The organism is Arthrobacter rhombi (genome assembly GCF_900163545.1).
GTDB classification, from domain to species: domain Bacteria; phylum Actinomycetota; class Actinomycetes; order Actinomycetales; family Micrococcaceae; genus Arthrobacter_H; species Arthrobacter_H rhombi_A.
In genome coordinates this window covers 124,311-143,930 of the sequence record NZ_FUHW01000032.1, presented here as the reverse complement: position 1 = coordinate 143,930, position 19,620 = coordinate 124,311, and the positions used below count along the sequence as shown (strand labels likewise).

Annotated in this window: 15 protein-coding genes and 3 tRNA genes; 5 read left to right on the top strand and 13 right to left on the bottom strand. The window is 61.7% G+C overall.

Going from position 1 to position 19,620, the window contains the following annotated elements; translation table 11 throughout:
* Positions 1 to 127 precede the first annotated feature (127 nt).
* The 11 genes from FM101_RS09175 to FM101_RS09130 form a co-directional block, all read right to left on the bottom strand.
* Positions 128 to 200, bottom strand: a tRNA-Glu gene (locus FM101_RS09175).
* 48 nt (positions 201 to 248) lie between these two features.
* Positions 249 to 321: transfer RNA gene (locus FM101_RS09170), tRNA-Glu, on the bottom strand.
* 64 nt (positions 322 to 385) lie between these two features.
* Positions 386 to 457, bottom strand: a tRNA-Gln gene (locus FM101_RS09165).
* 123 nt (positions 458 to 580) lie between these two features.
* Complete coding sequence (gene gltX, locus FM101_RS09160) at positions 581 to 2,089, bottom strand: glutamate--tRNA ligase (protein WP_086998644.1); 1,509 nt, start codon at positions 2,087 to 2,089, stop codon at positions 581 to 583.
* Between the two features lie 42 nt (positions 2,090 to 2,131).
* Positions 2,132 to 2,365, bottom strand: a complete 234-nt coding sequence (locus FM101_RS15595) for a hypothetical protein (RefSeq protein ID WP_143269264.1) — start codon at positions 2,363 to 2,365, stop codon at positions 2,132 to 2,134.
* A 54-nt stretch (positions 2,366 to 2,419) separates the two neighbouring features.
* A complete protein-coding gene (locus tag FM101_RS09155) occupies positions 2,420 to 3,181 on the bottom strand; it encodes a fumarylacetoacetate hydrolase family protein (RefSeq protein WP_086998641.1) in 762 nt (253 codons plus the stop codon).
* A 3-nt stretch (positions 3,182 to 3,184) separates the two neighbouring features.
* Positions 3,185 to 4,324, bottom strand: coding sequence for a UDP-glucose 4-epimerase GalE (galE, locus tag FM101_RS09150; RefSeq protein ID WP_086998638.1), 1,140 nt, complete (start codon positions 4,322 to 4,324; stop codon positions 3,185 to 3,187).
* A 19-nt stretch (positions 4,325 to 4,343) separates the two neighbouring features.
* A complete protein-coding gene (locus FM101_RS09145; protein ID WP_143269263.1) occupies positions 4,344 to 5,174 on the bottom strand; it encodes an alpha/beta fold hydrolase in 831 nt (276 codons plus the stop codon).
* 76 nt (positions 5,175 to 5,250) lie between these two features.
* The gene (locus tag FM101_RS09140) at positions 5,251 to 6,342 is read right to left on the bottom strand and encodes a branched-chain amino acid aminotransferase (RefSeq protein ID WP_086998632.1); all 1,092 of its coding nucleotides are present in this window, start codon (positions 6,340 to 6,342) and stop codon (positions 5,251 to 5,253) included.
* Positions 6,343 to 6,411: 69 nt separating this feature from the next.
* Positions 6,412 to 7,470, bottom strand: a complete 1,059-nt coding sequence (locus tag FM101_RS09135; RefSeq protein WP_086998630.1) for a 3-isopropylmalate dehydrogenase — start codon at positions 7,468 to 7,470, stop codon at positions 6,412 to 6,414.
* 384 nt (positions 7,471 to 7,854) lie between these two features.
* Positions 7,855 to 11,655, bottom strand: coding sequence for a CDP-glycerol glycerophosphotransferase family protein (locus FM101_RS09130; RefSeq protein ID WP_086998627.1), 3,801 nt, complete (start codon positions 11,653 to 11,655; stop codon positions 7,855 to 7,857).
* Between the two features lie 197 nt (positions 11,656 to 11,852).
* Here FM101_RS09130 and FM101_RS09125 point away from each other — a divergent pair, with 197 nt between their 5' ends.
* The gene (locus FM101_RS09125; protein ID WP_086998624.1) at positions 11,853 to 13,046 is read left to right on the top strand and encodes a sensor histidine kinase; all 1,194 of its coding nucleotides are present in this window, start codon (positions 11,853 to 11,855) and stop codon (positions 13,044 to 13,046) included.
* Positions 13,047 to 13,736 (top strand): response regulator, encoded by a 690-nt coding sequence (locus tag FM101_RS09120; protein ID WP_086998621.1) that lies wholly within the window; start codon positions 13,047 to 13,049, stop codon positions 13,734 to 13,736. It begins immediately after the preceding gene.
* A 13-nt stretch (positions 13,737 to 13,749) separates the two neighbouring features.
* On the opposite strand, the gene FM101_RS09115 is transcribed toward FM101_RS09120, so the two are convergent.
* Complete coding sequence (locus FM101_RS09115) at positions 13,750 to 14,121, bottom strand: hypothetical protein (protein WP_086998618.1); 372 nt, start codon at positions 14,119 to 14,121, stop codon at positions 13,750 to 13,752.
* A gap of 190 nt (positions 14,122 to 14,311) precedes the next feature.
* Between FM101_RS09115 and FM101_RS09110 the strand changes: the two genes are divergently transcribed.
* Positions 14,312 to 14,797: a hypothetical protein gene (locus FM101_RS09110; protein WP_143269262.1), complete on the top strand. Its 486-nt coding sequence runs from the start codon at positions 14,312 to 14,314 to the stop codon at positions 14,795 to 14,797.
* Positions 14,798 to 14,860: 63 nt separating this feature from the next.
* Here the strand turns inward: FM101_RS09110 and FM101_RS09105 are convergent, their stop codons facing one another.
* A complete protein-coding gene (locus FM101_RS09105) occupies positions 14,861 to 16,021 on the bottom strand; it encodes an LCP family protein (RefSeq protein ID WP_143269261.1) in 1,161 nt (386 codons plus the stop codon).
* 180 nt (positions 16,022 to 16,201) lie between these two features.
* On the opposite strand from FM101_RS09105, the gene FM101_RS09100 reads away from it, so the two are divergent.
* Both FM101_RS09100 and FM101_RS09095 read left to right on the top strand, forming a co-directional pair.
* Positions 16,202 to 16,951, top strand: a complete 750-nt coding sequence (locus tag FM101_RS09100; RefSeq protein ID WP_086998609.1) for an ABC transporter ATP-binding protein — start codon at positions 16,202 to 16,204, stop codon at positions 16,949 to 16,951.
* A 31-nt stretch (positions 16,952 to 16,982) separates the two neighbouring features.
* Positions 16,983 to 19,544: an ABC transporter permease gene (locus FM101_RS09095; protein WP_245806668.1), complete on the top strand. Its 2,562-nt coding sequence runs from the start codon at positions 16,983 to 16,985 to the stop codon at positions 19,542 to 19,544.
* Positions 19,545 to 19,620 lie beyond the last annotated feature (76 nt).

Below are 19,620 nucleotides of genomic sequence, written 5' to 3'. Positions count from 1 at the left end.
TACATCATGCCAAACCAAGGGGAAGAACAGGGGAAGCGGCGCAGACGGAACACAGCAGAAATCGGCGCCAGGGTTTCAAACGAAAATTCGCGGCACACCATGACGATGTACCGCGAAGTTCCACAGGTGACCCCAGCGGGATTCGAACCCGCGTTACCGCCGTGAGAGGGCGGCGTACTAGGCCGCTATACGATGGGGCCGCATAGCTCGCATCGTTGAGGGCTGATGCCGCCCTGTTCTGGTGAACGTGACCCCAGCGGGATTCGAACCCGCGTTACCGCCGTGAGAGGGCGGCGTACTAGGCCGCTATACGATGGGGCCATAGCTTGTCCTGTTTGTTCATCGGACAATGCCAGCCGGCGCAGAATCTGCCCCGGCTGTAGCGCTGGGATACCAGGACTCGAACCTAGAATGTCGGTACCAGAAACCGATGTGTTGCCAATTACACCATATCCCAATGGTTTGCCGGACTCGGTTGACCTCTCTTTCGAGATGTTCCGTATGCCTCGGCACGAGAAATAACTTTACCCGAGGAATCCGACAAAACCAAAATCGGCTGGCCCTCCCCAGCCGTGGAGCATCAGGCCAGCGTGGCCTTGAAGTTTTGCAGTCGCTTCAGGGACGATTCCTTCCCGAGGATGACCATGGATTCGAATAACGGCGGCGAGACGCGCTTGCCTGACATGGCGGTGCGCAGAGGCCCAAAGGCCAGTCGCGGCTTGATGCCCATGTTCTCGATCAGCGCGGACCGAAGCACTGCCTGGATCGACTCTGCATCCCAAACAGCCAGTTCTGTCAGTTCCGCTAGCGCGGCGTCGAGGACCTCGTCGGCGTTTCCGGGCATGCCCTTGAGCGCTTCCGGCTGGATCACGATCTCGTCATCGCCACGGAAGAGGAATTCAAGCATTTCCGGTGCTTCACCAAGCAAGGTAATGCGTTCCTGGACCAGAGGAGCGGCCTGATCAAGGGTGTGTCCTTCCTTTGCTGTCAGCGTCTCCCCCGTGAGCCCGGCAGTCTGGAGATACGGCACGAGCCGGTCGCGGAAATCTTGCGCTTCGAGCATGCGCACATGGGTGCCGTTAATGGCTTCAGCCTTTTTGACGTCAAATCTGGCTGGGTTGCCGAGGACGTCATGGATGTCGAAGGCCTCGACCAGTTGCTCGCGCGTGAAGATGTCTTCGTCTGCCGACAAACTCCATCCGAGTAACGCCAGGTAGTTCACCAAACCTTCAGGAATGAAACCTCTGTCGCGGTGGAGGAACAGACTGGACTCAGGGTCACGCTTTGACAGCTTCTTTTTGCCGGCACCCATGACATAGGGCAAGTGCCCGAAGAGGGGCATATGTTGGGCGATTCCCACGTCAATCATCGCCCGGTACAGGGCGATCTGCCGTGGCGTCGAAGAGAGGATGTCCTCGCCACGCAGAACATGGGTGATCCCCATCAGAGCATCGTCGACAGGGTTCACCAACGTGTAGAGCGGCTTTCCGTTCGCACGGACGACGGCATAGTCGGGGACCGTACCGGCTTTGAAGGTGATTTCGCCGCGGACCAGATCGGTAAACGTCAGATCATCTTCGGGCATGCGCAACCGCAGAACCGGCTCGCGCCCCTCGGCACGGAAAGCAGCAATCTGCTCGTCACTGAGTGTGCGGTCGAAATTGTCATAGCCGAGCTTCGGGTCCTCCCCCGCCGCGCGGTGACGGGCCTCAACTTCCTCCGGCGTGGAGAACGATTCATAGAGATGGCCAGCATTCCGCAGCTTGGAAATAGCTTCCTGATAGATGTCTGCGCGCTGCGACTGTCGGTAGGGCTCGTGCGGACCGCCCACGTCGACACCTTCATCCCAGGTGATGCCGAGCCAATTGAGAGCATCGAGCAATTGCTCGTAACTTTCCTCGGAATCTCGCTTGGCGTCGGTGTCTTCGATCCGAAACACCATTTTTCCACCGGTGTGCCGGGCATACGCCCAGTTGAACAGTGCGGTGCGGATGAGTCCGACATGTGGCATCCCAGTCGGGGACGGGCAAAAGCGGACGCGGACAGGGGTCTCGTCAGTGACGACCGGAATCTGGGATGGCTCAATCATGATGAATCCCATCCTAATACGGCTAAGGGAAGTCGGCCCGCGTCATCGTTCTTTGGACTGGCGGTGATTACGTACCGCCGAGGCGATACGGCGGATCAGTAGTGTCACGGCCAAGGCGATGGCGATGCCCAATAACGTGGTGGTCACCGGGACGGGCCAACCCGCCCGATAAGAGATCCGTGAGCAGACGGCCAAAGCCCACGCGGCTCCCCAGAGGGCCGTGCGACGCTTCTGCCAAGCAGGGCGAGCCGCTCGACTGCGTTGAGTCTCCATCATCGATAGGCGAATGGCCCGCCCTACACGACGTTTTCCGTACACCTTTGGCGTCCCTTAGCGACGGAAGGTATTGGTGAGCGTACCGATTCCCTCGATCTCGACATCGAAACGCTGTCCTTCGCGGAGCAGGCCGACTCCGGCAGGCGTCCCGGTGAGCAGGATGTCGCCGGGCAGGAGCGTGAACGCCTGCGAGGCATACGCGACCAGGTCCGGAACGCTCCAGACCATCAAGGTGGTATCGCCATCTTGAACGGTTTCGCCGTCCAAGCGTCCCTGGATCCGCACATCCTCGACGTCCAAATCTGTTTCGATCCATGGCCCGAGGGGGCAGGAGCCATCCCATCCCTTGGCACGGGCCCACTGGTTGTCGGTCCTCTGCACGTCCCTGGCCGTCAGGTCGTTGGCACAGGTGTACCCGAAGATGACATCGCCGGCTTTATCTGCCGGGACATCTTTGCAGATGCGCCCGATGACGACGGCTAGTTCGGCCTCATAGGACACTTCTTCAGAGAAGGCAGGAAGGGTTACCGGGTCACCGGGGCCGGCCACCGACGTGTTCGGCTTGAGGAACATCAACGGTGTGACAGGAACCTCGTTGCCCATCTCCCGGGCATGTTCGGCATAGGTGCGACCGAAGCAGACGACCTTTGATCGTGGGATGATCGGGGCAAGCAGACGTACATCATCGAGCCGGTGGCGGGTACCGGTGGGCTTGATGCCTTGGAAGAAGGGGTCACCGGCAATGACGATGACGTCTTCGCCGTCGACTACGCCGTACATGGGGTCATCGTCTAGTACAAACCGAGCAATACGCATGGACTACAGCCTAGTAGAGGTTCCGGGTTCCGTGCGATCTGCCCCCGCAGGAAGAGGACGATCTTCGGGCACGTCGTCTGCTGGGGAATTCAAACAGTCAGCTGCCACGCTCTTGTCCTCCAACCCCTGTTCTCGATAGCCTTCTGGGTTGGCTGACTGCCAGCGCCAGACATCGGCCACCATGTCCTCGAGCCCACGTTCTGACTTCCACCCGAGCTCTTCGCGAGCCAAGGTTGGATCTGCCCAGTACGCTGGCAAGTCCCCAGGTCGGCGGACAGTGACTTCGTAAGGGACTTCTTCCCCCGAGACACGTGAGAAAGCCTGGATCACGTCCAAGACGGAAGTCCCTACGCCGCTACCTAAATTCCAAGAATGTAGGCCGCCGTGCTCGACGAGGTATTCCATTGCCTTGAGGTGCCCGGCCGCAAGGTCAACGACGTGGATGTAGTCACGAACACCGGTACCGTCAGCCGTGTCATAGTCATTTCCAAAGACACTCACTTTTTCTCGGCGCCCGACGGCGACCTGCGCGACGAAGGGCATCAAGTTATTGGGCAGTCCCTGAGGGTCCTCGCCGATGCGTCCGGATTCATGGGCACCGACAGGGTTGAAATACCGCAAATTGGCGATCTTCCAGCGTCCATCCGCAGCAGCCAAATCCTTGAGGATTTGTTCAATATGCATCTTTGTTCGCCCATAAGGATTCATGGCGTCCAGGGGAAGGTCCTCCGTGTATTCAACTATTCCTCCGGCTTCGCCGTAGACCGTGGCAGATGAGCTGAAAACGATGGTCCGTACGTCGTGAGCTTCCATCGCCTCGAGCAGATTGAGAGTCCCCACGACGTTGTTGCGGTAATACCAGAGCGGTTTCTGGGCTGACTCACCGACGGCCTTCAACCCGGCAAAGTGGATGACCGCCTCGGGCGCCGCTTCGGTAAAGACCCGATCCAGAGCTGCAGGCTCCAATAAGTCGGCCACGTGCAAGGTAGCCTCTCCTCCGACCAGTTCGGCAACGCGTCGGAGGGCCTCGCGAGATGAATTCGACAGGTTGTCCAGGACGTGGACGTCGTGGCCTTCTTCTAGGAGCAGCAGAACGGTGTGGGATCCAATGTATCCGGCTCCGCCGGTAACGAGAATGCGCATGGCCCCCAGTCTATGAGGTCTATCCCGCTGTTGGGGAAGATTGCGCTGCTGCGTCCCGTATCCATTCCTCCACAGTTGCTTTCGCTTCAGGCAACATGGTGTAGCCGTGACCGGCGTCAAAGCCCGCGAAGTCCTTCCCGGTTGCTTTAGCGACGTCCTGCAGATCCTGATAGCGGGTCTCGCCGTCGGCATGCGATGTGGTGAGCAGAACCGGCTGATTCGTTCGTTTCAAGTCGTGCTGGAAGGAATCCGCACCGGCCATACCGTAGCCCGACAAGCTGATGATCGAATCAGCACCGGCAGCTGGCCCGAAGTGCACGGCCAGGTATCCGCCTAGGGAAGCTCCGACGATGACAATCACCCGAGCACCGCTGTCTTGCAGTCGATCGATACCCGCCGTGATTTGCTGGCGCTGGTTGGTCTCGGTCCCGGCGCACTGTGCCTGCCCATACCCACAGAGATCAAAGGTCAGGAATCGAGCATCATGGGCGAGATCATTGAAAGCCTGCGAGTGGGCAAGCCACCCGCACATGCCGTCACCATCGCTCTGGTGCAACAGCAGAACGCCGGTCCTACCGTTCCCCCAGCTGGCGGCTGGCGACGTGGTGGAGCCGGCTTTCAGCGTCTCAGGGACGATTTGCGTCCCGGAGGGGCAGCGGGTGTCGTTCGGTATATCCGAGCTTGGATCCGAGGCAGACGATGCCACCACGGCATTCGAGCCTGAGGTTTTTGAAGCGCCCCCGGTGGCTTCCGTGCCTGCTCCGGCTGCGCAACCCGAGAGGACCATCAGCAGGAGTGCGGTCATCCACAACGACCAATGGCAGCTTCCTCGGTTCATGCGCTCAGACACTAAACCCGACATCCTCGCGGAGCAATGCTCAGCGAGGATGTCGAGTTTGATGCCTTCGCCCAGGGACCAGGTAGGCCTACACGAGGCGGGTGAGCCACCCGTGGGTATCTTCGATGGTTCCGGTCTGGATGCCGAGCAATTGTTCACGGATGGCCATGGCCACCGAGCCCTTGCCGGTTTCCGGTGTCACGATCGATTCATCGGTGGTCTTCAGTTCCCCGATGGGAGTGATGACCGCAGCGGTGCCGCAAGCAAAGACCTCGGCGAGGGAACCGTCAGCCGCCGCACTACGCCATTCGTCGATAGTAATCTTGCGCTCTTGGACCGTCAGGCCACGCTCGCGGGCCAGTTCCATCACGGAGGACCGGGTCACGCCGTGCAGGATGTTCCCGTTCAGTTCCGGGGTGACCAGCGTGCCATCGGTAAAGACGAAGAAGACATTCATGCCACCCAGCTCATCGACTGCGAAGTCATTCGTGGGATCCAAGAAGAGGACCTGCTTGCAATCGTTGGCCTCTGCTTCGAGCTGGGCCGCCAAGGAAGCTGCGTAGTTCCCACCACATTTCGCCTCACCCGTGCCGCCGTGACCGGCCCGGGCGTACTGGGTGGACAGCCAGATGGAGACCGGCTTCAATTCGCCGCCGAAGTAGTTTCCTGCCGGTGAAGCGATGACGCGGTAGGAGACCTCGTGGGAGGGACGCACTCCCAGGAAGGCTTCCGTGGCGATCATGAACGGGCGCAGGTACAGCGCCTCCCCCTCGCCGGAGGGAACCCAATCAACATCAACCGATACCAAGCGCTTCAGCGAATCAATGAACACATCGGTCGGGAGTTCTGGCAGGGCCAGCCGGCGGGCTGAGGTGTTGAAGCGCGCCGCGTTGGCTTCCGGCCGGAAGGTCCAGACGCTTCCGTCGGCGTGACGGTAGGCCTTCAGCCCCTCAAAGATCTCTTGCCCATAGTGCAGGACCGATGCCGCCGGGTCCATCATGATCGGGCCATAGGGTTCGATCCGGGCATCGTGCCAGACCCCCTTGCCGGAGGCATCCTGGGTCCAGTCGACGACGGCGGTGTGGTCGGTGAAGTAATCGCCAAATCCGGGATCTGCCAGAATCTTGGCGCGTTCTTCGGCGCTCTTGGGGGTGGTGGAGAGCTGTTGTGAGAATTCCATGGTGCCTACGCACTTCCTCTGCAAAGTTTTCGTGCCGCCCCTCACACGGGACGTTGTTCCGGCACCAGCTTATGACAGCTCCAGCGTGATCGCGTCGCCGACTTCCGCAGTTGATCTCGGATCGGTCAGTTCCGCCCGTGAGTCGAGGTCCTTTTCAACGGCGGCTTCTACCTTGCGGGCAGCATCGGTCAGGCCCACATGTTCCAGCAGGAGCGCCGCGGAGAGGATCGCCGCGGTCGGGTCGGCGATCTGCTGTCCCGCGATATCCGGAGCCGAGCCGTGGACCGGTTCGAACATCGAAGGACCGGTACCGAGCATGTTGATGTTCCCCGAGGCAGCCAGCCCGATTCCGCCGGTCACGGCCCCTGCGAGGTCAGTGAGAATGTCACCAAACAGGTTGTCGGTGACGATGACGTCGAAACGTGAAGGATTCGTGGTCATGAAGATCGTCGCCGCGTCGACGTGCATGTAGTCGTGAGTGACGTCCGGATACTCAGCGGCTACGGTCTCGACGGTCCTGCGCCACAGATGCCCGGCGTAAACAAGGACATTGTGCTTATGGACCAGAGTGACGTGGCGGCGCTGACGTTCGCTGGCACGGCGGAAGGCTTCGCGGACGACGCGTTCGACGCCATAAGCGGTGTTAACGGAGACCTCGGTGGCGATCTCGTGTTCGGTGCCGACTCGCAGTGCACCACCGTTGCCGACGTAAGGGCCCTCGGTTCCCTCACGGACAACAACGAAATCGATGTCTCCGGGGTGCGCCAGCGGGCTAGGGACGCCCGGGTACAGGCGCGACGGCCGCAGGTTGATGTAGTGGTCGAGGCTGAAGCGCAATTTGAGCAGCAGTTCGCGTTCGATCAGCCCCGAAGGAATGCGGGTATCCCCCGGCGCCGCACCGACTGCTCCAAAAAGGATCACTTCGTGGGCGCGGATGGATTCAAGAGTCTCATCGGTGAGGGTTTCGCCCGTTTCCAACCAATGCTGGGCGCCCAGGCTGTAGTCGGTGAACCGCAGTGAACGGTCACCGCCTTCGGTTGCCTTCTTCAGGACCTTGATGGCTTCGGCAATGACCTCGGGGCCAATGCCGTCACCGGAGATGACGGCCACATCAATCGCGTTGCTCATGTATCCAGATTATTGCGGCGTCCGCATCCCGGACAAACTGTCTCGCTATTTGATACTAGGGAAAAGGGCTGCGCACGGATTTGTTCTGTCTCACTCTCGACGTTTATGAAGCCCGCAACACTTGTCTTATCCCTCACCCCATCATGAGATCCTGGGCAGAGTTCAGTCTTTCAAGCCACTCGCAATCTTCTTCTCTGGCGCAGTAATACGCCTGACCCTGAAGGCCGTGTTATATCTGCGAGCCGACACCAGAACCGGTCCCACTGTTCGGCATACGACCAGTGCTACAACACCTGACCCACGATCGAGATCCAGCTAACCTCCGGGTTCGTCATACGAGCAATCTTTAGTCCACCTGAACTCTTTGGTCACTTTTGAGCGAGTTCAGAGCACGCTGTCGGCCGCAATCGAGTCAACAGAGCGAATTGAATCCATGTTGGGACCCACGCTATTTATCAGGTCCTCACTCGCAATACGAAACTGGTTCGAATACTCAGTTTGGTCAAACTCTCCAAGGTAGTAGTTGCGCATTTCAGTCCTCAGAACGGATTTCGAGTCGGCACCTAATAGTTCGTCCAGAACCATCTGAAGATTGGACTGATCTTCTCTAAGAAGATAGCCAGCCGCTGATGCGGGCAATTCAACTTCCAGCTCCGTGGGAGACTTTTTCATTGCGACTACGGCAAAGGGCTTTTCAGACTGCAGGTAATCCGACACCACGGCCGACACATCAGAAATCATCGCATCAGAGGAGTTGAAGCAGTCAACGATACTCATGCGAGTCTCTGCTTTCCGACCCCATTTGTGGGCTCTGCCTGTCTTGGCTGCGTTCTTACGAAGAAGGCGACTAATTCGATTAATCCTTTTTACGTCGTCCGGAAATTGATAGTTCAGAACATGGGCCCGGAATATTACGGTGCAACCACGCTGCAGCAGGGCGGAGACTATCTCTTCACCATGACGCAGCGAATAGACTTCCGTATCCTTATACGGCCCCCTCCACGTCGGCGCATACAGCACGGTCTTGGAACCTTGCTCATTTTGGTAGGAACCTGGACGCAGAACCTCGCGGACTTGGGGGCGCCCTACGATCCTAAATTTCTCGGGTGGGATCGTTACCCCTTGGCGGGCATAGCGGTCCACGCCAGCCTGGCCTGCTGAAAAAATGAAGTCATAGATGTTGTGTACCGGGTTATAGCAGGCTGGCTTCTCGGAATCCCCGTGGTTGAGCCACACATGTTTAAGGTCGCGCCGTTCAATGAAATGGGAATTGTTGCCGGCATTGTTGACGTAAAAGGCGACCTTCAACGACGGCGTAATGACATCTTCCAGGCTGCGGAGCGTTTTCCTGTAGATGACCGGGGCCGTGGTGCGCGGCCAAATTTCACGCATCATGACGATATTTCGAGTCACGATAATGAACGGCTTGTTCATTTCTTCAAAGTATTCCAGCCACATACCCAGCTGGTAATCAATACCGGTTTTTGCCCCGAAGTAGACGACGAACTCCGGAGAGATGGATTCCAAGACGTCGGGCAAGGACGTCTCCAATTTTGCGCTACGCACCCCTCTTTCCAATCCGCTGCAGAAGATAAACACGGCGAACAGGAAAGGAACTGCAGAGACCACGAAAATCACTGCTGGGTGGGAGCCGACGTAGGCGAGCATCCAGCACAGCGCGATCGCAACGCTAGCAATGAGCGTTGCGTATCCCCGAGCAATCGGCTGATAGCCGCGGGTCTCGACCCCGTGGACGTTCCTGCATTCGAGACCACTCACGCGCCAGGCTTTATGGATGCTTGTTTCCATCACGATGGATAGGATAAGGAAGGTTGCTGCACCAGCAAGCCACCAGGTCCAGCCGTACCGGCCTATCAGCGCAATACCCAGCGCCGCTACTCCGAGCGACCGAGCACCATTGACTGCCCTGAGCAGTCGATTCACGGCTATAGAATCCCCGGCTGCCTGCTTGTTTTGAAATAGGTAGGTAGCAGATGCGGCCACGCCAAGAGCCGCCACGAAGAGGGGAGAAGCGCCAAGGATCGCAAACGTAAAGACCGCTACGTTCAGAGTGACCGGTAGAACGGTCCGCCCCGAGTCTCTCTTCCAGATCCTTCCCGCTAGGTGGACTATTAGATTCTCCTTGGGGGCCGCCACGGTGGAGACCACCAACTGCCCCGACTCACTGGCCGCGCCTTCGAAGGTGATCGCCGAGGGGATTCCTGGTCGTAGCCGGGGTCCATCCGGCGTGGGGGATGCACCGATAGGCGCTCCGACGGTGGCCGATGGAGGAAGCGTTTCTGCGTCATGCTTGCTAGGTCGGTTCGCCGCGTGGATTGTCGGACGGCTCTTCTTTGGTTCACCTGCTTTGGAACTCTGCCCAGCCCCCACAGAGTGGACCTTCGTCGTCGCGGCACCAGCGACCGGTGATGCTTCGATTCCCGCCGGCTTTATCAGTGACCGTGCGGCTTCGACGAAATTTGAAGCATAGTTTTCAAGGGGAAAGTCGCCCAAATAGTCGGCTCTCAATCTCCTTCGATCCGACTGGAGCGGATCACTGCCGAGCATGGCATCAAGCGACCCCGAAAGAGAGGTCAGGGATTCATCCACAACGTATGCGGCCGCACCGACCGGATACAGCTCCGAGAACCGGTCGGCTTCAATCCCAATCGACATCATCGCGAACGGTTTTTCGGAATATAGGTAGTCGGATACCACACTGGACACATCCGAAACCATGGCGTCGGACTCGTTGATGCAGTCGGTAATCGACCGCAACGTTTCGGCTGCAACACCGTAAACGTGCTCCCGGCCGGTGATTTTGGAGTCCGATATCAGGCGTTCATGAATCCTGGAGATATGTTCCCTGTCCTCGGGAAACTGATAACTGAACGGGTGTGGCCTGAAGATCACCCGGCATCCACGGTCCAAGAGAGCCGAAACGATCTCGAATCCTGCGGCCAGCGAAGACAAACTCGTCTCTTCGACATGTCCACGCCACGTTGGGGCAAAAAGAACCGTCTGCGGTCCCGCACTGTCGTCTGATCGGACCTTGCGAATAACAGTCTCCAGCTGGGGGCGACCGACGACAACAAACTTCGAGGGTTCAATATAGATGTCGTGCGCAGCGTACCTTCTGATCGCAGCTGGTCCCGCGGCGAAGATCTTGTCATACATGGCATGCAATGGGTTATACGAAGTTGGTTTGTCCGAATCACCATGTCCAAGAAAGACATGTGTGAGATTCCTGTACCGAACCATCGTGCTATTACCGGACGAAGCATTCACGTAAAAGACGGCTCGCATTGATTCCACCATGACCTCCTCGAGCTCTTCGATGGAGCGGCATAGGAGAACAGGATGGGTTGTCACCCCAGCAAGATCGCGAGCCGTACGCTCGGTGCGAGCGACGAGCACAAAGGGCCGCCCGGTTCGCTCCAGGTAGGGAAGCCACATCTTCACCTGATGTGCAGCCGGTTCCGCTAGCGAGGTGTAGATCATAAATTCTGGTGCGAGACGCAGCAGCCCGTCCCCCAGATTTCTTTTGACGAGCGTTGACTGCCGAAACTGAGCAACGGCTTGTAGAAAAACCAGCACATAGAATATATCCAGTACGCCAACAGCTGCGATCCACCACCAGAGCTGTTGTCCAGCGCCATGCAGGACGCCGCCGGCCATGATCACGATTGAACTAGCTGTGAGCAGCTGACGATCGATCGTGATCGGCTGTTTCGTCGTAGGGACTCCCGGCAAATGCGCGACAAACGGCAGGCGGAGAGCGATGGCCCGCCTCAGCGAAGGCTCGAATAGTACGGGCAACCCAATACCAATAAAGCCCAGTACGGCTAGATATGGTGCTTCCGGCCTACTATCTGACAAACCAACACTGGATAGATTGGCGGCGACAGCAGCAGCAGCGAGGATACGAATGACTGGGCGGTACCCGAGTTTTCCGCCTTTTCTCCAGAGCCCGAGCACATGGACCGCCAGGGCGAAAGCCAACAGTCCGATGAAAATACCCTGATGCCCTGGACCGGAGGAGACGAGAATTGCCAGAGTGGCGGCAATGGCACTGACGGCATATGAAACGAGCGGCGTAAAGACACCCTTGATATATCCTCGCGCAATCGACTCCTGCCGATCATTTGCTTTATGCCGCTTGAATTTCACTGCAGTTTCCCCCATGATTTAACGCTTTGACAACTAAACAATGCTAGAGGAGGGCTTGGTCCACGTGAAATTTGCGGCCGTTTATCACGTTTAGTTCTTTGGACTTCGGCCGAATCCTTCTAGCCACATCCTGGGGTCAGTCCCCTCAAATGCCCCCGGGACCATACCGAGGTATGACGCGGGGCGGGGACGACCAAAAGTAGAGTAGGCCCATGACCCCGCACCGCACCCTGGATGTTTGGATCCGAAACCACCCGGGCAAAGTCGACGGGGCACTAGCCATCGGGCTGTGGCTGCTCCTCACCCTGTCGGCCTTCCTCTTGGGTGGTTTTTCCGGGCAGCACCGCGTCCTCGAGTTCATCATCGGATCGCTGCAGGTCCTGCCGCTGATCTGGCGGCGCTCCCATCTGCTGCTGAGCAGCGCCGTCGTCGTGCTCGGATGCCTGGCCCAAGTCATCCTCCTCCAGACGTTCCTTCCCTCTCAGCTGACCGTCCCCATCGTGGTCTTTTCCTTGGCGAAGTATGGGAAACGTTGGGCCTCCTACGCAGGACTCGGCGCCGGCATGCTCGGGGCCATACTGGCCACACTGCGCTTTGGAAATCCGACCGGGCAGGCCATCGGCCTCCACATGCTGCCGAGCCTCGTGGGTCTGGCCCTGATCGTCCTCGTGGCTTGGACCTTCGGAGACCTGGCCCGTACCCGCAGATTAGCCATGCAAGCCTTGTCCGACCGGGCCAGCCGGCTGGAAATCGAACGCCAACAGGAACGCGATCTTGCCGCCTCCGACGAACGCGGCCGGATTGCCCGGGAAATGCACGATATCGTCGCCCATTCACTCTCGGTCATCATCACCCAGGCCGACGGTGCCCGCTACGCGAGCGAACACGACCCCGAGGTCGCGCGCGAAACCCTGGGCACCATTTCGGAAACCGGCCGAAAATCATTGCGCGAGATGCGCCGGCTGCTCGGTGTCCTGCGTGGCGACGAGCAAGCCTCCACCCGCCCGTTGCCCACGCTGGCCGATATTGACTGGCTCCTGGACGAAACCCGGACCGCCGGATTGGAAGTGACCTCCACCCTCTCGGGGTCCCCGCGACGCGAGCTCCCACCCGGCGCGGAATTGACCGCCTACCGTGCCATCCAGGAAGCGCTGACGAACACCATCAAACACGCCGGCCCGGCCGCTTCCTCCGAGGTCCACCTGGAGTGGACCTCCACCGGTCTCGAGGTGGAAGTGACCGACGACGGACGTGGTGCTGCCGCCACCGAGGAGAACATCGGGGCCCGTCAAGGACTCATCGGCATGGCGGAGCGGGTCGCCCTCTACGATGGACGCATTGAGACCGGGCCACGGAGCACCGGTGGATTCTCCGCCCGCATCTTCATCCCCTACACCGAGGACTAAGTGGACACCCAGCCCAGCACCCCGATCGCCGTCGCACTGGTCGACGACCAGCTCCTGGTCCGCAGCGGATTCCGTATGCTGATCAACTCGCAGCCCGACCTCGAGGTGGTGGCCGAAGCAGCCAACGGCCGGCAGGCCCTCGCCTCCCCCGCCCTGGCCCGGGCCGACGTCGTCCTCATGGATGTGCGCATGCCCGAGATGGACGGGATTGAGACGACCGCCAAACTCCTGGCCCCTGGGCCGGGTACCGGACCGCGCATCATCGTGCTGACCACCTTCGATCTGGACGAGTACGCGCTGGCTGCCATCCATGCCGGGGCCAGCGGATTCCTCCTCAAGAACGCCCCTCCGGAAGAGCTCCTCGAGGCCATCCGCACGGTGTACCGCGGGGATGCGGTGATCGCCCCGTCGACCACCCGGCGCCTGCTGGACCACGTCGCGCCGATGCTGCGCCAACCGGCAGCCACCACGTCGGGGCATGAGGCGGCCGTGGCTTCCCTGACGGCACGTGAACGCGAAGTCTTCGAACTCATTGCCTGGGGCAAAGCCAATCCGGAGATCGCCGCCGAACTCTTCCTCTCCGAGGCGACCGTGAAGACGCATGTGGGGCGGATCCTGTCCAAGCTGCAGGCCCGTGACCGGGTGCAGGCAGTGGTCATCGCCTATGCCACCGGGGTTGTCACCCCGTAGCTTTTTGCCGGCATCAGCGGCGGTACTGGGGTTTCGGCTTGGGCTGGCGGACGAACACGAAGAAGTACCAGAGCCCTCCCAAGGCCAGCAGGGTGCCCAAACCAATGGCCGGGGCCGAAGGCGACATGACCAGTCCCATCACTGCGGAGGGGCGCCCAGTGGAAGCCTCCGCCTGCTGTGCCGGGTTCGACGGCGGAAGGACGCCTGCGGCGTTCGTTGCCCCGTCCCCGGCGCCGGCCGAGGAGTCCGGCTCCCCAGGTGCCGAGCTGCCGTCCTGCTGCTGGATGGAGAGCTTCACGCTCTGGGTCGCCTGGTCGTAGACGAAGTCACTGGCCTCCAGCGAACCACGCACCAGCATGCGTCCGGTGCCCGGTTCGATGAGCAACCCGGTCTTCGGGTGGATGGGATAGCCGCTGGCCGGATCAATCAGAAACCCAGTCCGGGCATCGCGGGCACCATACTGTGCTCCCGGGCGCGGGCCCTGGGGAGTAGTCGAGGACTGTCCGGGCCCCGGGCTGCGCGTCGAACTGCCGGGCTTCGAGGGATACTTCGGGGGCTTCGGCGGTGCCGGGATGATGCCCGGCGACGTTTTCGACGGCGTGGTCGACGGCGCCGGGGCGGGAGGCTCCGCCGAGGAGCTCGAGGATGGCCCGCTGGATCCCGAGGAGGAGCCAGGCTCCGAGGGCTGCGTCGAGGATGGCGGCGGGGTCGTGGGATCCGTGCTGGGCGGCTCCGTCGTGGGGTCGATCGGCTCCGTCGGTTCCGTTGATTCCGAAGGCTCTGGTGTTTCCGTCGGTTCCGTCGGCTGTGAAGATTCACTAGGATCCGTCGTGATCTGCGGATCGGTGGGTTCCGGCGGCGTGACGGACGGCGAGTCAGGGCCGGTCTCGGTGGTGGTGCTCACCGAATCCGCGGCAACTTCGGGGGATGTTTCAGCGGCGGAAGCGGGCAGGATACCGAGGGAGCCCACCAGCATCAGGGTGCCGAGGAGGGCGGCCCAGCGCAGGGTGGAGCGCTGGTTCGAGCCTATGGCCGTCGCGCGCATCCGCCTCCTTCACTAGGTCAGACGCCAAACGACGCCTCACCTATTGTAACGAAAAGGACACGATGGGCGATATTTGTTGTTATTTCGGCAGGTTTCCGTCCGCAAAATCCTTAAACACCTTCCGGGTTGCGCTGGTGGCTTCCAGGATGGATTGGCCATCTGCGCTGCGTCCATAGTCGGCGGTCGGCACTTGGTGCCCCATCTTCTTCAGGTCGATCTGATAGGCCCAGGCGCCGAAGGTCAGGGCCTGTTCGGCGCTCAGGTTGGTGGAGACATGCCGATCGGCGATATCGAGCACCTTCGCCAGGCCTGCCGGGCCCTCGGCCACCGCCTTGGCCCCAATTCCCGCCAGCGCGATCCCCTGGTTGGAGGTCCTGTCGAAGTCACCGTTGGGCAGGGTCTTGCGTTCGCGGGTGAACCAGAAGGCGTCGTACCCGTCGACCTGCTGTTTGCCCTTCTCCACCGCCCGCACCTTCATCGGCGCGTTGATGGTGATCCCGTCGAGCTCGTCGATCATCTTCTGGAACCCGGTGAACCCGGTCAGGACGTATCCCTGGATCGGCAGTCCGGTGGCTTTTTCAACGGTCTTCGTCTGTGCCGTGGGCCCACCGGTGGAGAGGGCGCTATTGATCTTGGCGTTCCTGCCGTTGGCCTGGGGCACCCACAGGTCCCGCGGGATGCCCATCACCCCGCCGCCACCCCGACCGTCAACACCGACGACCTGCAGGGCATCGGCCCGTGCCTCGTCGATCTTTTCGCCTTGCTTTTCCCGGGCGTCCGAACCCATGAGCAGCACATGGCGTTTCCCGCCCAGCGCCGCATCCTTGATCCCCAGTGAGGGCCACCAACCGCCCACTGCGGTCCACGTGCCCTTCTTCTTCACCACCAGGGTGACGTCCTTGCCACTGGTGAGCACGGCAAATTGCTCCTTCTTCCAGGTTCCGGTCGCAGCCTTGACGGAGGCGGCCCGCTTCGGAGCCTTCGACTGTTTCAGCGCCTGGGTTGCCGGGCCACTGCTGGGCACCGATTTCCCGGTGTAGAGCTTGGTGGTGAACCCTGCCAGGTCCTTCTTCATCCCCGAGGTTTTGACTGCCGGGGCGGAGGGGCTGGGAGCCGGCGTCGAGGAAGCCGCGGGTGTCGGGGGCACCTGGGGTTCGGCAGGTTTGCTGCAGCCGGTGAGCAAGGCCAAGGTCATGAGGGGGGCCAGCACGGCGGCGGCAGTGGAGGAACGCACAGTCATGGGCCTATTCTGCCGTTCCTTTGCTGGACGGTCCGTGATCGCCACACCAGGTGCCGGCACCGATACCCCCAATCCGTCGCTGACCTGTGCCTCGTCATACCTCGGTATGACGTGCGGGACCACGAAGACCCTCCGCCGGGTTGATCCGCCGGGAGGGAGGGTCCGCATAAATTATTCAGTATGACCATGACTCACACCTCAACCACCACCCAGGCAGTCTCTGCCCGCGGCCTCACCAAGGTCTACGGCAGCGGCAGCACAGCGGTCCACGCCTTGGCCGGCGTGGACATCGGCTTCGAGGCCGGACGCTTCACCGCCATCATGGGGCCTTCGGGTTCGGGAAAGTCCACGTTGATGCATTGCCTGGCCGGCCTCGACTCGGCCACCAGCGGTTCCATCATGATCGCTGGCCAGGACATCACCTCGATGAACGATGACCAGCTGACCCGGTTGCGCCGCGAGAAGATCGGCTTCGTCTTCCAGTCCTTCAACCTGGTGCCCACCTTGAGCGCCGAACAGAACATCCTGCTGCCGCTCCAACTCGCCGGGAAAAAGCACGACGCCGGTTGGCTCGCCACCGTCGTGGACACCCTGGGCATCACGGACCGCCTCTCCCATAAACCGCACGAACTCTCCGGCGGACAACAACAACGCGTGGCCGTGGCCCGCGCCCTGCTCACCCGCCCCGCCGTCGTCTTCGGTGACGAGCCGACCGGAAACCTCGATTCACGCACCGGTGCCGAAGTGCTTTCCCTGATGCGTTCCTCGGTCCGGGAAATGGGCCAGACCATCATCATGGTCACCCACGACCCGGCAGCCGCAGGCTATGCCGATGAGGTGGTGCTGATGCGCGACGGGGAACTGGTCGGCCATCTGTCGGATCCGACGCCGGAGAGCGTCACCTCGGCGCTGGCCGGACTGGGGGCCTGAGGTGTTTTCACTCGCGCTGGCTAATATCCGCATGTACTCACGGCGTTTCATCGCCGTCACCCTGGCCGTCATGATCGGCACCGCCTTCCTGGCGGCCACCCTCATGGTCAATGCCTCGACCACCGCCTCGCTGGAACGCAGCATCGGTGAGGCCTACCAGAACGCCGATCTGGTTGCCGGCATCAGCCCCGATGAGACCGACGAGGCCGTGGGCCTCGGCCCCGAGCAACTCGCCGCGGTCCGCAAGGCCCCCGGGGTCGCCGCCGCGGAGGCCCAAAGCAGCGCCGGAGCCAGGATCGAAACCGGCTCGGGCGACTATAACGCCATCGTGCAATCCTTTGTCTCCGACGAACAGTTGCGCACCACCGAGCTGGACTCCGGTGCCGTTCCGGCAGACCGCGAGGAAATCACCGTGGACCGCCAGCACGCCGAGAGCTATCACCTGAAGGTCGGCGACGAAGTCGGGATGTCCGGTTCCTCCCCGGACGGCTCCACCGTGGACTTCACGGCCCGGATCAGCGGTATCACGACCTCCAGCAACAGCCCTTTCATGGGGTCGAATCTGCAGGTTGCCGTCTCCCCCCAGCGCTACAGCACCCTGATGGGTTCGGACCCGCAGTACGAATCCCTGCTGGTACGCCTCGATGCGGGCACCGACCCGGCAGAGGCCGCCTCGGCCGTTGCGGCCGCATTGAAGTCCGCGGGTGTCTCCCAGGCGTCGGTGATGACCGCTCAGGAACGCACCGTCGACGATCTGGCAGGCTTCACCGGCGGCCAGGACCAACTCACCGGTGTTCTGTTGGTCTTCGCACTGATCGCCCTGGTGGTCACCGGGCTGGTGGTCATGAACACCTTCGCGGTCCTGGTGGCCCAGCGCACCCGTGAACTGGCCCTGCTCCGAACCCTGGGTGCCCTGAGCTCCCAGCTGCGCCGTTCGGTGCTCGTCGAAGCCTTCGTGGTCGGGCTCGTCTCCTCGGTGCTGGGGGTCCTGCTGGCCATCGGAGTGATGGCCGGGCTGGTGGGCTACGTTTCAACCCTGCCCTCTGCCTCGTTCGCCGTGCTGGCCGTGCCACCGAGCGCCGTGATCGCCGGCCTTCTCGCGGGCACCGTGATGACCCTCATCGCCGCCTGGGCTCCGGCCCGCAAGGCGATGAGCGTGGCCCCCTTGGCCGCCCTCCGCCCCGCGGACTCCGCCAGTGTGCATAACCGGGTGGGCAAGGTCCGCCTGATCTTCGGGTTGCTGCTGCTGATCGGAGGCGGAGCGTTGTTGATCGGCGGCGCGGTCCTCGGCCAGCTCCTGCTGGGCTTCGCCGGAGGCCTGTTCTCCTTCATCGGGGTGCTGATGCTCGCCTCGCTGTTCCTGCCCGGTGCCGTCCGCGCGGTCGGCCGGCTCTTCGGTGGTTCGGGAGTTCCGGCGCAGCTGGCTTCGTTGAACTCGGTGCGCAACCCCGGGCGGACCACCGCCACGGCCACGGCGCTGCTCATCGGCGTCACCCTGGTGTCGATGATGATGGTGGGCGCCCAGACCACCAAACAGTCCTTCAACGACGAACTGGCCCGCAACTACCTGGTCGACGTCACCGTGGACTCCCCCGCCAACTACGGGGAGGGCTTCGACGGCGGCGCACTGCCCGGCCCCGATGCGGCGGCGGGCGCCGGCCAGTTGGGCCCCCAGCAGGCGAAGCTCGCGGCGGGCGTCGACGGGATCGAGGAGGTCGCGCTGCTCAAACCCGTGGGACGAAACGCCGCCGGGGAGCCGGTCTATGCCGCAGCGGCCGAGGAACTGGCGCGGGTCCTGAAGGACCCGTCGCTGGTCCCCGGCACCGGCGAAGTGCTGGTGGGCCAATCGGTCAGCAGTGACGACGTCGAGGTCACGGCGTACAAGGGATCCACGGCCAGCTCCTTGGCCGCCCAGCACTCCCAGTCGGAGATTTCCGCCCCGCTGATGACGATGGAAACGGCGCAGCAGCTCGATGGATACACCACGGGCGCTTCGGCGGCTCGTGCCGCAGCCGAGGCGGGCCCCGATCAGCTGGGCGCCTATCCGCTGTTATGGCTCAAAACAGCCAGCGGGCTGAGCACCGATCAGCTCGAGGGTCTGAGCCGTACCCTGGCCACCGAGCTGCACGTCCAGGACTACCAGGTCGCCGGTGGCGCCGTGGAGCGGTCGCTGTTCAATCAGGTCATCGACACGTTGTTGCTCGTGGTCTCCGGTTTGCTGGCCGTCGCCGTGTTCATCGCCCTGATCGGGGTGGCCAACACCTTGAGCTTGTCGGTGCTCGAACGCACCCGCGAATCGGCGTTGCTGCGGGCCCTGGGGCTGACCCGGGGCCAGTTGAAGTCCATGTTGGCCCTGGAGGCGATCCTGATCGCCGGGGTCGCCGCGGCCCTGGGGATTGCCTTGGGCACCACCTATGGTGTCTTGGGCGCCCAGTCGGCCATCGGTTCCTTTACCGATGTGACGCTGTCGCTGCCCTGGTCTCAGCTGGCACTCGTCTTGGGTGTCAGCGTGTTGGCAGCGCTGGCCGCCTCGGTGCTCCCGGCTCGCCGGGCCGCCCGCCTCTCCCCCGTGGAGGGACTGGCCACCGAGTAGCAACGGCTCCACAAGTCCCGCCCCTCGTTGGTGACCAACGAGGGGCGGGACTTGTCTGCTGCCCGGCGACGGAGTC

Excerpts from the sequence above, each read along its gene's own strand:
- gltX (WP_086998644.1), bottom strand. The coding sequence starts at position 2,089 with ATGATTGAGCCATCCCAGATTCCGGTCGTCACTGACGAGACCCCTGTC.
- FM101_RS15595 (WP_143269264.1), bottom strand. The coding sequence starts at position 2,365 with ATGATGGAGACTCAACGCAGTCGAGCGGCTCGCCCTGCTTGGCAGAAG.
- FM101_RS09155 (WP_086998641.1), bottom strand. The coding sequence starts at position 3,181 with ATGCGTATTGCTCGGTTTGTACTAGACGATGACCCCATGTACGGCGTA.
- galE (WP_086998638.1), bottom strand. The coding sequence starts at position 4,324 with ATGCGCATTCTCGTTACCGGCGGAGCCGGATACATTGGATCCCACACC.
- FM101_RS09140 (WP_086998632.1), bottom strand. The coding sequence starts at position 6,342 with ATGGAATTCTCACAACAGCTCTCCACCACCCCCAAGAGCGCCGAAGAA.
- FM101_RS09135 (WP_086998630.1), bottom strand. The coding sequence starts at position 7,470 with ATGAGCAACGCGATTGATGTGGCCGTCATCTCCGGTGACGGCATTGGC.
- FM101_RS09130 (WP_086998627.1), bottom strand. The coding sequence starts at position 11,655 with ATGGGGGAAACTGCAGTGAAATTCAAGCGGCATAAAGCAAATGATCGG.
- FM101_RS09125 (WP_086998624.1), top strand. The coding sequence starts at position 11,853 with ATGACCCCGCACCGCACCCTGGATGTTTGGATCCGAAACCACCCGGGC.
- FM101_RS09110 (WP_143269262.1), top strand. The coding sequence starts at position 14,312 with ATGCCCGGCGACGTTTTCGACGGCGTGGTCGACGGCGCCGGGGCGGGA.
- FM101_RS09105 (WP_143269261.1), bottom strand. The coding sequence starts at position 16,021 with ATGACTGTGCGTTCCTCCACTGCCGCCGCCGTGCTGGCCCCCCTCATG.
- FM101_RS09100 (WP_086998609.1), top strand. The coding sequence starts at position 16,202 with ATGACCATGACTCACACCTCAACCACCACCCAGGCAGTCTCTGCCCGC.
- FM101_RS09095 (WP_245806668.1), top strand. The coding sequence starts at position 16,983 with ATGTACTCACGGCGTTTCATCGCCGTCACCCTGGCCGTCATGATCGGC.